This is a genomic window from Aerococcus loyolae (genome assembly GCF_002871915.2).
GTDB lineage: Bacteria > Bacillota > Bacilli > Lactobacillales > Aerococcaceae > Aerococcus > Aerococcus loyolae.
Window position 1 is genome coordinate 1,650,101 of the sequence record NZ_CP126958.1, and the last position, 13,354, is coordinate 1,663,454.

Here is a 13,354-nt window from a genome sequence, read left to right on the forward strand (position 1 = left end):
GAAGAGATTCCTCCTTATTATTAAAAAAGAGTCGCCTGCATAAGGCGAGCTCTTATGTTCTTGCTGTATTCACTTGTTCTAGTATAGCACGGATTGCATAAAATTGCTGGTTAAAGTGTTTTTAGCCTTAAGCTTTTAAGGCAGTAACGACTTCGGCCAGTCCCATACCATGGCTGGCTTTGACCAGAATTTGGTCTTGGGGGTGAACTTGGGCCAGTAAATCCTCAATTAAAGCCGCTTTATCTTCAGGATAGTAATGAATCTTATCTTCAGGGAAACCCTTTTCCTGGAGGGCTTGGGCCAAGGCTTGCATTTCTTTACCATAGAGATAAACTCCGTCAATTTGAGGGCTATCAATTTCCTCAGCGATGCTGGCATGCATGCTGGCGCTGTACTTACCTAATTCTAACATATCCCCTAAGACCAGAACCTTGTGGCTGGTGACAGCGGGACGTTCTAATTGGGAGAAATTACGGATGACTGCCCGCATAGCACTGGGGTTGGCGTTATAGGTATCGTTGAGAATTTGGATGTCATCCTTACCCAGCAACCACTCACTACGGTTGGCCGTTAGCTTAAACTGACTCAGGGGTGTTTTAATTTGTTCCACCGCTAAGCCTTGGCTATAGGCTACCGCACAGGCCATCAGGGCATTCTTCACATTATAATCACCACTCACAGGAATGGATAACTCTACATTAGGGGATAAGTTGGTATAGAAATGGGTATGCTCGCGCTCGTTAACAATATTTTCGGCATAGACATCCTCAGATTCATCCAGGCCTACCCGGATCTTTTTGATTTCCGGCATGTCGACCACCGCTTGGTCAATCAAGGGTTCGTCGCCTGGGTAAATAAAGGTACCGTCTTCCTTTAAGCCTTCTAGAATTTCGAGCTTGGCCTTAGCAATATTTTCCCGTGAGCCGAGAAATTCAATATGGCTCTCCCCGATCATAGTAATCACCGCGACATCCATGGGACAGAGTTGGGCGAGGAAGCGAATTTCACCAGGTCCTGACATCCCCATTTCGACTACCAGGACTTCAGTATCTTCCGGCATGGAGAGGATAGTAAAAGGAACCCCTAGTTGGTTATTATAATTACCCTGGGTCTTATAGACATTAAAGGTGGTTGATAAGGTAGCCGCGGTCATATCCTTGGTCGTGGTCTTGCCAGCGGAACCGGTAACGGCAATCACCTTAGGTTGGATGAGACCCAGATAGTATTTGGCCAGGTCAACAAAGGCGGTGAAGGTGTCTTCCACTTGGATGACCGGGATCTCACTAGGCGCATCGGCGGGATCATTGGCCCACAAGGTGGCTCGGGCACCATGGTCGATGGCATCTTGGATAAAATCGTGGCCATCCCGGGCAGCTTTCAAGGGAATAAACAAGCCCCCTGGCTTGATTTCTTTAGAATTAAAGGCTACCGATGTAATGAAGTTATGGGCGGCTGTGGAGTCATAGTCCACAGCCGCCACGGCTTTGACAATCTCATTGATGGCTAATGCTTTCATCTGATCACTGCTCATTTTTCAATCCTTTATAAGTTTCAAAACGTTCTAAGGCTAATTGGATTAATCTTTCCAGCAATTGGTCATAAGGAATACCAGTCGCTTCCCATAAGGATGGATACATGGACCATTGGGTGAAACCAGGCATGGTGTTGACTTCATTGATGTAAATATCCATATTATGGGTGACAAAGAAGTCCACCCGGGTTAAGCCACTAGAATCGATAGCAGCATAGGCCTTAGCAGCATAAGCGCGGATCTTATCCATAATCTCACCAGGTAGGTCGGCAGGGATGGCTAATTCGACGGTATTATTGATGTATTTTTCTTCATAGTTATAGAAACTCTTCGACTTGACCACTTCCCCAGCCACTGACGTTTCAATAGCATCATTACCGAGCACGGCCACTTCGACCTCACGAGCTTCCACCCCTTGTTCCACAATTACCCGGCGGTCATAGTTAAAGGCCAGCTCAATGGCTTGGATTAATTCTTCCCGGTCGTTAGCGCAGGAGATCCCCACACTAGACCCTAGGTTAGCCGGTTTAACAAAGATCGGATAAACCAATTCCCCCTCAATCCGGGTGAGGCTTTTGGCCCGTTCTTGGTCCCATTCAAAATGTGTCAATGAGGTAAAAGGCACTTGGGGAATTTGGGCTTGTTGGAAGAGCTGCTTGGAAATAATTTTATCCATGCCCGCTGCACTAGCTAGAACACCCGCGCCCACATAAGGTACATTCAAACTTTCAAATAAGCCTTGAATCTTACCATCTTCTCCGTGGGGACCATGTAAGGCTGGGAAGGCGATGACTTCTTCCCCATTAAAGACCTGACAAGGACTGACTAAGTCGCCGTGTTCAGGGTCATTAGCGTCCAATGCAGGATTAAAACGGAGCGGAAGGTCCGCTTCCGGCGCTTGGTCAATCGCCGTCCCCTTAATCCATTGGTTGTCCTGAGTGATATAGACAGGCAACAAGGTGTGCTTTTGATAATTAATATGCTTGATAATTGATTGCGCCGTCATAATAGAAATATCATGCTCAGCACTTTGTCCTCCGTATAGTAAGACAATCTTCATAATTAGCCTCCAAATATTTCGTTCGAAAGTTCTTTAATCGACCAACCCTTCGCTGAATCATAGGTCAGCTTGGCTAATAACTTTGCCTCTGATAGTCGATTGATGGTTTCATCCACTTGGTCCTCTGCCAAATAAATCGGAATAACTAGGTCACTTTGCCGGGCCCAATCCACCTGGGAAAAATCAAAAATAGCCCCTTCATAAAGCAAGGGTCGTAATTCTTCTATGGTTTCCAGTGAGGGGAGGGGAATTTCCTTAGTGCTTAAAGAGCTAGTTAAGAAAAACAGTGACCGCTTGCCTACCCCGCTATCTTCCACACAGGCTTTAATTCTAAGTGCCAATTGATAGAAAAATTCATTGATATAGCGATAATAAACCTTTACCAGATGATTTTCCATGGGTAGGCAGACATAATTATTCTGTAATTTATAGAAGAAGGGTGAATGCCAGTGCCGGTTGGCATGACTCAAATAGAGCATTTCGGCAATTTCACCGGGATCTAACTGATGCAGTAACTCCTGAGAATCATAATCGATCCATTTGACATGGGGATTAGCCACGCTTTCCTGTTCAATCAAGAAATCAGAAACGCTTTTTTCTCCGCGAATCAGTTCAAAACGTGTATAATCATCAAAGGAGCCCATATCTTTAGGGCTAGACAGGAGCACTAAATTACGGGGCAACTTCTTCATGGCCTTTTTCAGGTGCAAAACCCCCAGACCACGACTGGTTACATGATTACTTGTTGGATCAAGCAAAATATAAATATAATTCATAACCACCAGCTCCCTCCTCACAGTACCATATAATGATACCAAACTTTAGACAGGAGTGACACATCTTTTTATGAAAGGCGCTCATAATATTCACTTGCTCGCCCTCCCCTTCCAAAAACATTACTATACTTATCTCTCACAAACACCCATCAAAGGAGCGATCATGGTCCATGACCTCCCTATTGCCTACCACAACTTAGTCAACCAGGTTAATGGTGGCTATAGCTCTAAAGGCTATTTCAAAAGCCCTAAACCCAGTCCTGATGCCCTGGATGCCGTCTATATTCCCTATATCGCCGGGCTTTATCCCAGACCTGTCAACCGCCCCTACCTGGTACCCAATCTCTTGGACCAAGCGACCTTCCAATTTTCAAAGGAATTAGACGACCATGAGATTATCTTCTATGAAGATCAAGCCGCAGTGGCCTACCTGGCCTTTCCCAAAGACTTAAGGGAAAGCCGGAGTGAGCCTAAAGTTTACTATCAGAATTTTGCCACAGGACAAAAACTCCTACTGGCTGAAGACTTTCAAACTTTTCTTAGTCTGGGACAAAGACGGCACTTTCCCCTACCCGCGCCCCCGATCGATAGCTACCACCGGGCTAATGCCGCCTTTCTCCATGTCAATGGTTCGGCTGATTTAGACAGACTCCTTCAACGCTACCAACGCCATCCTAACCAGACCTGGTTTTTAAAATGGGTCACCTACTTTAGTCAGCACCCAGAGGAAAGCTACCGTGACCTGGCCTGGGCCTACCTCAAAGACTTGGAAAATAAATAAATCACTGACAACCGCTCGAATCCGACGATAAAACACCTCAAGAAGACTGCTTCAATCAAGTTTTCTTAAGGTGTTTTTTATTGGTATCTAAGGCCAAACTTTTTATTCCTATCAAGCTAGCCAGGAGGGCTTAGATACGGACTGAGTGAAATTCTTTGAAAGCGCTGTTTTTTTGTTAGGCTAAGGATGTAACATTTAAGTGATAAATAGCCATTCATTAAGGAGGAAAACTTATGAAAGAGAATAATAACAATACCCTGCGCTATATTTTAATTTTTGTGGTGGGTTTAATCATCGGTTTATTAATTAGAAGTTTATTTATGTAATTAACTTCTTTATCAAAGCAATCGATGAGCATTCCTTATGCTTTTGGAATACAGTAAAAATATCAATAGATAGAAAAACTGCCCCTTGTCCATACGACAGGAGGCAGTTTTTATTTTTGGGTTAAGAAGCTTCTTAACTAAAGTATTCAATCACTTCTTTAGGTGCCTTTTCAAAAGGCCATTGTTTAACCAGCTTGCCTTGGACGATATAACGCATGGCAGCGGAAGTGGATTCTTCACAAGTCACCAAGGTCACTATCGGCTCCTTGGATTCAAGCGTGACCATGTCTACCCGGCTAGGATCGGTTTGTTGGGCATAGAAGGTTTCATACTCATAAATGTTCTTCATATCAGTCAAGTAAATTTTATCCCCTAAAGAAGTATTTTCCACCATGGGAGATAACAACAAGCCTGGCGCAATGGCATCCATATTATGGCTGGCCAAGGGATAGTTATTGACCCCCATCTCTTGGTTGGGGTAAAAGGTCCCTGCTCCACTTAAAAGAACACTCTCACTTAAGCCATTCATCACCGAAATCGAAATATTTTGTTTGGGCATAGCCAAGGCGCCGATCACATTGAGTTCGTCACTGCCTTCGCGGATCCGTTTCCGAGCAGCCCGGACCATCTCAGGGGTTACCATAGTCACTTGGTTAGGGTCGTAGTTTCCTGAGTTATCTTCCTGGTTCTTGAGAACTTGGTCACGGTCGACATTGCTTAGGGCATAAGTTTTTTGGTTAATATACACTTGCACAGCGGGAACGTATTGGTAAATGATAAAACCGATTCCTACAAGAATCAGGAGAATTCCCAATATGCGGCTCCAGTTAATCTTTTTCATAATAACTCCTTTATTTGGCATAACGAAATCGTTCTAATTATTACCCACTTTTTATAAAAAAACAAGTCAGGAAGTTGAAGTAAAGACTTTTATAGAAAAGTTTAAGTAAATCCTTAAAAATTTCAGGCGAAAGTCACGAGGCATAAAAAAAGAGCTTGACATGAATGGCAAGCTCCTTCTTGTAATCTTATTAGTCTTTCTTGGCGTTGGCGTCGGCAAAACCGTATTTCTTGTTGAAACGGTCCACACGTCCATCGGCTTGGGTGAATTTTTGACGTCCGGTATAGAATGGGTGGGAGTCGGAAGAAATTTCCACACGAATCAATGGATAGGTGTTACCGTCTTCCCATTCAACGGTTTCATCAGAAGTTTTTGTGGAACCAGATAGGAATTTAAAACCTGTACTTGTGTCCATAAAAACGACTGGATGGTAATCTGGATGGATATTTTGTTTCATTAGTCGTCTACTCTCCTTTGCGCCCTAAATCTTTTTCAATTTAGAGATTATTTTTACATAACAGCAATATACTATCACAGAGTTTTTTTGATTTCAAGACTTTTTTATTTTTCTTTCAAAGCTTGACCAAAAGAAGCCAAGCGTTCGATAAATTGTTGGTTAGTCTTGGTTTGCGATAACTCATGAATGAAGCTCTCGGTATACTCTTGGCTATTCCCCTGCATGCCTTGGCGGAGTTGCCAGAGGGCTTCTAGGGCTTGGTCACTTAAGAGCAGTTCTTCTTTGCGGGTGCCTGACTTCTTAATATCAATGGCGGGGAAAATCCGGCGCTCGGCCAGTTGCCGGGACAGGTGTAATTCCATATTGCCGGTGCCCTTGAATTCTTCATAAATCATATCATCCATCCGCGACCCAGTATCGGTTAAGGCGGTAGCTAGGATGGTCAGTGATCCGCCATCTTCAATATTTCTGGCGGAACCAAAGAAGCGCTTGGGACCATATAAGGCAGCCGGATCCAATCCTCCGGATAAGGTCCGACCAGAAGGCGGTTCAATCAAGTTATAGGCCCGGGCTAAACGGGTGATGGAATCCATCAAGACAATGACATCCCGCTTATCTTCGACCAAACGTCGGGCCCGTTCTAAGACCAATTCAGCTACTCGGACATGGTTGTCGGGTTTTTGGTCGAAGGTCGAGCTGACCACTTCCCCTTGAACACTGCGCTCGAGGTCAGTCACTTCCTCGGGGCGTTCATCAATTAAGAGAATAATCAATTCTGCCTCCGGGTAGTTTTCACTGATACCATTGGCTATTTCTTTTAATAGGACGGTCTTACCAGCCTTGGGAGGGGCCGCAATTAAGCCCCGTTGGCCAAAACCGACCGGAGCGATGAGGTCAATCATCCGAGTCGATAGGCGGTTAGGTGCCGATTCTAAGCGCAAGGCCTGGTCAGGGTAGATAGGCGTTAAAGCTGGGAAGTGCGAACGCTGTTTGGCTTCTTCAGGATCCTTGCCGTTGACCCCATAGACATGCATCAAGCCCAAATAACGTTCATTATTCTTGGGTGGCCGGGCAGTCCCTGAGACTAGGTCCCCATTCCGTAAGCCAAAGCGGCGCATCTGGGAATTAGAGATATAAATATCTTCTTGACTGGGGGAATAGTTAATCGGGCGCAAGAAACCAAATTCATTACCGGTAATATCCAGGATGCCCTCCACTGAAAAATAGCCTTGGCTCTTTTCTTGGGCCCGGATAACGGCTAGAATCAGTTCCTTTTTATTCATTTGACTGTAGTAAGGAATCTTATATTCCTTGGCGTAGTCATAGATTTGCTTGAGGGTGAGGCCTTCCAGATCTTCCCAGGTTAAGAGCTCATCTTTTTCAAATTTTGCTTTCTTCTTAGTCATAGGCACCCTTTCTTAAAGGAGTAAAGGCCCTTAGTCGTCGATATCAACCAGGTCGATCTTGGCTCCTAATTTCTGTAATTTTTCACAAATGTTATCGTAACCCCGCAGGATATGCTCAGCCCCGTAGAGGTCGGTCCGTCCAGAAGCAGCCAAGCCGGCATTGATCAAACAAGCCCCTGCTCTGAGGTCAGAAGCGGTGACCTTGGTACCGGTTAAGGACTTAGGCCCCTTGATATGGATGGTGTCATCTACCACATGGATATCTGCTCCCATCCGTTGTAATTCAGGAACATGGTTGACCCGTTTAGGATAGATGGTGTCCTCGATCACGCCACTTCCATGGGCAGTAATCAGGAGTGGGGTAATAGGTTGCTGGAGGTCCGTGGCAAAGCCGGGATAGGCAGCGGTTTTGATATTAACCATCTCCAAATCATCGGCTTGGGGGTGGACATAGATCTTGTCTTCATAGACATCCATCTTGACGCCCATTTCGCCCATCTTAGCCACTAGACCTTCAATATGTTCAAAGATCACGTTCTTCACATAAACCCCTTGGCCAACTAAGGCAGCGGCAGTGAGATAGGTCCCGGCTTCAATCCGGTCTGGGATAATGGCATGGCTGACCCCGTGTAAGTGGTCAACCCCTTCAATCCGGATGGTTGAGGTCCCTACCCCTTTAATGTTAGCCCCCATTTTATTTAAGAGGGTAGCCACGTCAATAATTTCAGGCTCCCGGGCAGCGTTATCGATCACCGTTTGGCCCTTAGCCTTGACAGCCGCCAACATAATATTAATAGTCGCTCCAACACTAACGACATCCAGATAGATATCGGCCCCAGTTAAGCCATTAGGGGTGGAAAAGTGGATGGCCCCATTTTCACTTTCAATTTTAGCGCCTAGGGCTTCAAAACCTTTAATATGGAGGTCAATAGGACGGGGGCCGAGGGAACACCCACCCGGTAGCCCCACGGTGCCTTCACCATACTTAGCCAGTAAGGCCCCCATAAAATAGTAGGAAGCCCGCAAACTTTGGATCTTTCCTTCGGGCATGGGGATATTTTCCATCTGGCTGGGGTCAATACGTAGGACGTGCTCTTGGAAATCAGCACTGACATTAAAATCTCTTAAAATACTAATCAGCGAATCAACATCATCAATCGTTGGAACAGCCTCTAAGACAACAGGACTATCTGCCAGAATAGCAGCAGGAATCAGCGCCACAGTACTATTCTTAGCCCCAGAAACTAACACTTCTCCGCTAAGTGGTCGTCCGCCTTCGATAATAAATTTTTTCATTTCGTTGATAAAATTCCTTTCACAAGTGAGGATTTGAGGATTGGGGGGTAAAATAATTATACTGATTTATTGTATACTAAAATACCAAGTCAGTCTATATCGATGTATTCGAGCTTTTAAGTTATTCTGGCTTAAATCTTTTTCTTAGGAAAAGTAAAAATAAATTCTGTTTTAATTCCTTTCTCTCCCTAAAAGCCCTTGGTATCAAGCCTAATGCCCTTTCAATCAAAATAAGCTCCAACTAATGAAATCGATCACAAATTCATCCAGCAGTTAAAGCCCTGGTAAAATCCGTCAAAAAATTCTTAATAAAAAATTTAGCCTTTTTAACAGCTAAGTTGAAAAACTCCCGATCCACTTCCTAAAAAAACTTTGTGAAGGAAAGAAGAGTGCGAGCTGACGACAAAAAGTGAAACGCTGGAAGAAATATGCGGTAATCCTTGAAAAGGATTGCCAAATATTTCTGAAGCGGAGTTCACTTTTGTCAGCGAGTAGGTTTGTAAAGGATGTGAGGAAGGATCAGGGAGGGAGATTCCTTGGAGGAAAAGATGATAAGATCAGATATAAGGATGTGAGGACGCCACCAAAGACTTGAATCACTGGAAGAAAATACCATAAGTACAGCAAGTCTGTGCGTTGGTATTTTCTGAAGTGACTTCAAGGCTAGCGTTCGAACTCAACTTGCTGATCGTTCAACTTTTCTGAAAGGACATCCCCTACCCCTTCCGAACTCAACTAGAGAGTGCGACAAGCGCAAAAAGAGGGGAGACCATTGGAAGAAGTTTGCAGTAAATCCTCAAAGAGGATTTGCAAAGACTTCTGAAATGGAGCTCACCTCGCGCTTGGAGCAGGTTTGGATAGAGTGCGACAAGCGCGTCAAGAGGGGAGCTGGGTATACAAAAAAGACTGGTTTTTATACCAGCCTTCTTAACTTTAGTCACACGCTTAAACATGCTCCAGTCACAGGACGAACGTCCACTTCAAAAACTGTCAAAGCTCAGGCTAGCTGAGCTTATAACAGTTTTCTCCAGTGTTTTCGTCCTCTGGCGTGACTGTCGCACTCTGATATTTAGAAGTCGTGGTCGTCTTCCTCTTCGTCTTCCAAGTCCTCATCATCGAGAATGGTTAAGTCGCCTTCCAGACCATCTTCTAAGTCATCTTCGGTTTCATCATCACCTAACTCATCCAAGTCAGATTGATAATCTTTCAATTCGTCATTTTCGTCACTATCTTCATCGTCGTCATCCACGTCGACATCGTCATAGTCTTCTTCGTCGTAATCTTCATCATCAAAGTCTGCTTCATAAGCATCAACATCTTCTGGGTCATCGGCATTGTAGTCGATCATGTCCTCATTGCCTTCATCAAAGACGTTGACTTTCTTACGACGGGAAGTCTTATGTTTTTCTTTGATATCTTCATCATCCATGGAAGAAACAATGGCTTCGTTAATGGAATCAATTGGGTACCAAGCCCGTAAGCCCCAGCGGTTTTCACCCAAGGAAATGAAACTTCCATCAGTATTTAATTCGGTATAGAAGGTGACCATGCGTTGAGCCACTTGGTCATCGGTCAAGTCAAGATATTCTTGCACAGCTGCTAATAATTGATTGAAATCATAAACTTCATTACTCTCAGCCAAAATTTCATAAGCCACTTCTAATAAAGATAGCTCCTCCTTATTTTGGTGGTCTAGGCGTTGTAAGTTCACTCAAGCGTCATCCTTTCAGGCTAAAAAATTTGTCATACTCTATCTATTTTACACTACATCATAAGTATATTTCAATTGCAATTGATATTGGCCCAATTCTTGGTCCAAGTCTTCAAAAATTCGGTAGTGGCAGTTAATCCTGCCCCCTTCTTCAAACTCTTCCACCTCGATCTGGTCCAGTTCACTGGACAGACTTAAGTTAGGCAAACCCTTGATCCGGTAGAGAAAGCTCTGCCTTTTTCCCAGTTCTAAGGGAATCGTGGCCTGGACAGAATGACCTGAGCGCTTAATGGTTAGGCCCTGCTTGTGGTCAAACTTCAACCGCACCCGGCTCTTAGCTCCTTGAAAATCTTCTTCATATTCAATAAAGAAAGCGTGGGGATGGGCAAAGTAAGTGCCTTTTTGGTCGATGATCAATTCCTGCTTTTCCCCCGCCTGCTGGATGTGGTTGACGCCACGGATATGAATGGTCTCCTTCATTCTACTCATTAGTCCACCTCTCACTCTTTCACTGTTTTTTACAAAGTAGTCTGTTTCTCTTCAATGAGTATAGCATAGGTGAATTTTTTTAATAAAGTCAAGGCTTTTTCCTGCTTGTCTGGTCACTGAAAGGGGCTTTGTTTATTCACTTTATGCTATAATATAGGCAAATTATTGAGGAGGGATTGCATGTTAATCAAGAATTATCTTCATCAGGGGCCAAGGCTAAGAATCGCCCGTCTCAATGTGCACTACGCCAAGGAGACGCCCTTACTCCCTTTTGCCGTTGACGACTACCTATTAAACGGCCTCAACAAGGAAGCCCTCCCCTACGATTTGATTTTACACACCTGGACCACCGACCCCACCCTCATTCTAGGCATGCAGGACACCCGCCTACCCTATCTGAATCAGGCATTGGAAGCCGTCGAAGAAAAAACCCCCTACCAAGCGGTGGTGCGACCGGCCGGGGGCTTGGCGGTCATTAGTGAACCTGGGGTAGTCAATTATACCCTCCACCTGGGTCCCCATAGTTATCCCGATAAGCTGAGTATTGACCAGGCCTACCAAATCAAGGTCCAACTCCTCCAGGACTTACTGGCCCCCTACCAACTGCAACTAACCACCGGAGAAGTGAGTGATTCCTACTGCCCGGGTAAATTTGATGTCAGCTTAGCAGGTAAAAAAATTGCCGGTATTGCCCAAAGACGGATTGGTGGAGCCATTGGAATCTTTACTTACCTCTCCCTTTACGGTCAACAAGATTACCGCGGCCAAGTGGTGAAAAAGTTCTACCAACTAGGTAAGCAAGACCAAGCCACAAAAACCAAGTACCCTATCATTAACCCCGACAGCATGGCCAACCTCAAGGCGAGCCTGCCCAGACTCCAAAGCACAGACCAAGTGACCGAGGCCTTTGAAGAAGTCATTAGCCAAGACTTAGGGACTTACTTTGAAGAGATCGACTTGGCGGCTTTAGATCAAAAGATTTTACATGACCAGGTCCAACGCATGATCAAACGTAACCAACGTTTAACTGAAGGAAGGTAGTTATTTATGTCATTTGAAGAAGCTAACCGCCGGATCCGGGAAAAAGTCTTCCGTGACCCGGTCCATGGTTATATCCATATCCAACACCAAATCTTTTTAGACCTTATTAATACCAAGGAATTCCAACGCCTGCGCCGGGTTAAACAATTAGGCACAACCAGCTTTACCTTCCATGGGGCGGACCACACCCGTTTTGCCCATTGCCTGGGGGTTTATGAAATTGCCCGCCGGATTGTCAACCAATTCCAACGCAATTATCCCAGTCAAGAGCCAGGCGACGGTTTGTGGGATGACCAAGAACGCCTAGTGGTTCTCTGTGCTGCTATCCTCCATGATATCGGCCACGGTGCCTTCTCCCACACCTTTGAAAAACTTTTTGGTACTGACCATGAAGCCGTCACCCGGGCTATCATCATGTCCCCTGAGACGGAGGTCAACCGAATCTTGACTACCGTTTCTCCTGATTTTCCCAATAAAGTAGCTGCCGTCATCAACCACAGCTACCCCAACCCCCAAGTGGTCCAACTGATTTCGAGCCAATGCGACGCCGACCGGATGGACTATCTCTTAAGAGACTCCTACTTTACCGGGGCTGAATATGGGGCCTTTGACCTCAAACGGATATTACGGGTCATGCGTCCTTACCAGGGAGGGATTATGTTTGACTATGCCGGCATGCATGCGGTGGAAGACTATATTGTCAGCCGCTATCAAATGTATATGCAGGTCTACTTCCACCCGGTTTCTCGGGCCATGGAAATGATCCTCAACCGCCTCTTAAAACGGGCTAAAGACCTCTACCAAGACAATCCCAAGTACTTTATCAAGCACTCGCCACTCTTGGTGCCCTTTTTGAAAAATGAGTGGGACCTCACCGACTACCTCCATGTCGATGATGGGGTGATGGAAACCTACTTCCAACACTGGATCTTAACCAGTGATGACCCGATTCTGGTGGACTTGTCCAAGCGTTTCATCAACCGTAAGCCCTTTAAGTCGGTCACCTTTGACTCCAATGCTCAAGCAGAAACTGCCCAAGATCTCCAAGAGAAGATTGGACAAATGGGCTACGATATTAACTACTATACTGCCTATAACAGTAACTATGACCTGCCCTATGACCTCTATGACCCCAGCAAAAAGAACCCCCGGACCCAGATTGAATTATTGGAAAAAGACGGGACTATTATAGAACTGTCGGAAGCCAGCCAGCTCATCCGGGCCTTTACCGGCCAAGAACTAGGTGATGAGCGCCTCTATTTCCCTAATGAACTCTACTACGGGAAGAACCATGACAAGATCAGCCTCTTTGAACCTGATTTAAAGGCTATCCATGACATGACCAAGACCGGTAAATTAAAAGCCCTAGATTAGTTTAACAAGTTAAAAAAGCCTTCCCCGCTTGATGTGGGAAGGCTTATTTTTTAGCTTATGGTTTCATGGGAGCTTGTCACACTCTAGTCAAAACGTGTTCCGGGTGCAGATCGATCTCCACTTCACTAAAGTGCAAGAAATTCTTTTCAAGAATTTTTGCTCTTTAGCTCCAGTTGCTATAGCTGTTCGAAGCTTTAGCGAGTTACAGATATAGTATGCGTAGCTCTATCGATCTTTGGTACACCCGTCACACTCTAGTTGAGTT

Annotated in this window: 12 protein-coding genes; 3 read left to right on the forward strand and 9 right to left on the reverse strand. The window is 45.1% G+C overall.

From position 1 onward, the window contains the following. Nucleotides 1–127 precede the first annotated feature (127 nt). Genes CJ190_RS07470 through CJ190_RS07480 form a run of 3 tightly spaced genes read right to left on the reverse strand, consistent with a single transcriptional unit; the run spans nucleotide 128 to nucleotide 3,367 of the window. Nucleotides 128–1,516 carry a UDP-N-acetylmuramoyl-tripeptide--D-alanyl-D-alanine ligase gene (locus CJ190_RS07470; protein ID WP_064293248.1) on the reverse strand — a complete coding sequence of 463 codons (1,389 nt, stop codon included), beginning with the start codon at nucleotides 1,514–1,516 and terminating at the stop codon, nucleotides 128–130. A gap of 4 nt (nucleotides 1,517–1,520) precedes the next feature. Next, nucleotides 1,521–2,591, reverse strand: coding sequence for a D-alanine--D-alanine ligase (locus tag CJ190_RS07475; protein WP_064293243.1), 1,071 nt, complete (start codon nucleotides 2,589–2,591; stop codon nucleotides 1,521–1,523). A gap of 2 nt (nucleotides 2,592–2,593) precedes the next feature. Further along, on the reverse strand, nucleotides 2,594–3,367 hold the full coding sequence (locus CJ190_RS07480; protein ID WP_064293244.1) for a hypothetical protein: 774 nt from the start codon (nucleotides 3,365–3,367) through the stop codon (nucleotides 2,594–2,596). 70 nt (nucleotides 3,368–3,437) lie between these two features. On the opposite strand from CJ190_RS07480, the gene CJ190_RS07485 reads away from it, so the two are divergent. Then, nucleotides 3,438–4,148 carry an SMI1/KNR4 family protein gene (locus CJ190_RS07485; protein ID WP_101562083.1) on the forward strand — a complete coding sequence of 237 codons (711 nt, stop codon included), beginning with the start codon at nucleotides 3,438–3,440 and terminating at the stop codon, nucleotides 4,146–4,148. A gap of 459 nt (nucleotides 4,149–4,607) precedes the next feature. Here CJ190_RS07485 and CJ190_RS07490 read toward each other — a convergent pair whose 3' ends face one another. The 6 genes from CJ190_RS07490 to CJ190_RS07515 form a co-directional block, all read right to left on the reverse strand. Next, a complete protein-coding gene (locus CJ190_RS07490) occupies nucleotides 4,608–5,315 on the reverse strand; it encodes a class A sortase (RefSeq protein ID WP_064293246.1) in 708 nt (235 codons plus the stop codon). Between the two features lie 190 nt (nucleotides 5,316–5,505). Next, on the reverse strand, nucleotides 5,506–5,772 hold the full coding sequence (locus CJ190_RS07495) for a type B 50S ribosomal protein L31 (protein WP_013669986.1): 267 nt from the start codon (nucleotides 5,770–5,772) through the stop codon (nucleotides 5,506–5,508). A gap of 104 nt (nucleotides 5,773–5,876) precedes the next feature. Beyond that, entirely contained in the window at nucleotides 5,877–7,178 is a 1,302-nt protein-coding gene (gene rho, locus CJ190_RS07500) for a transcription termination factor Rho (protein WP_064293247.1), read from the reverse strand. A gap of 30 nt (nucleotides 7,179–7,208) precedes the next feature. Beyond that, entirely contained in the window at nucleotides 7,209–8,474 is a 1,266-nt protein-coding gene (locus tag CJ190_RS07505) for a UDP-N-acetylglucosamine 1-carboxyvinyltransferase (protein ID WP_013668528.1), read from the reverse strand. A gap of 1,069 nt (nucleotides 8,475–9,543) precedes the next feature. After that, a complete protein-coding gene (rpoE, locus tag CJ190_RS07510) occupies nucleotides 9,544–10,185 on the reverse strand; it encodes a DNA-directed RNA polymerase subunit delta (protein ID WP_064293171.1) in 642 nt (213 codons plus the stop codon). A 48-nt stretch (nucleotides 10,186–10,233) separates the two neighbouring features. Then, a complete protein-coding gene (locus CJ190_RS07515; RefSeq protein WP_082888681.1) occupies nucleotides 10,234–10,674 on the reverse strand; it encodes a DUF1934 domain-containing protein in 441 nt (146 codons plus the stop codon). 180 nt (nucleotides 10,675–10,854) lie between these two features. Here CJ190_RS07515 and CJ190_RS07520 point away from each other — a divergent pair, with 180 nt between their 5' ends. Together CJ190_RS07520 and CJ190_RS07525 are read left to right on the forward strand one after the other, a co-directional pair. Next, complete coding sequence (locus CJ190_RS07520; protein ID WP_064293169.1) at nucleotides 10,855–11,715, forward strand: lipoyl protein ligase domain-containing protein; 861 nt, start codon at nucleotides 10,855–10,857, stop codon at nucleotides 11,713–11,715. Nucleotides 11,716–11,721: 6 nt separating this feature from the next. Beyond that, nucleotides 11,722–13,089: an HD domain-containing protein gene (locus CJ190_RS07525; protein WP_064293168.1), complete on the forward strand. Its 1,368-nt coding sequence runs from the start codon at nucleotides 11,722–11,724 to the stop codon at nucleotides 13,087–13,089. The last annotated feature ends 265 nt before the right edge of the window (nucleotides 13,090–13,354 follow it).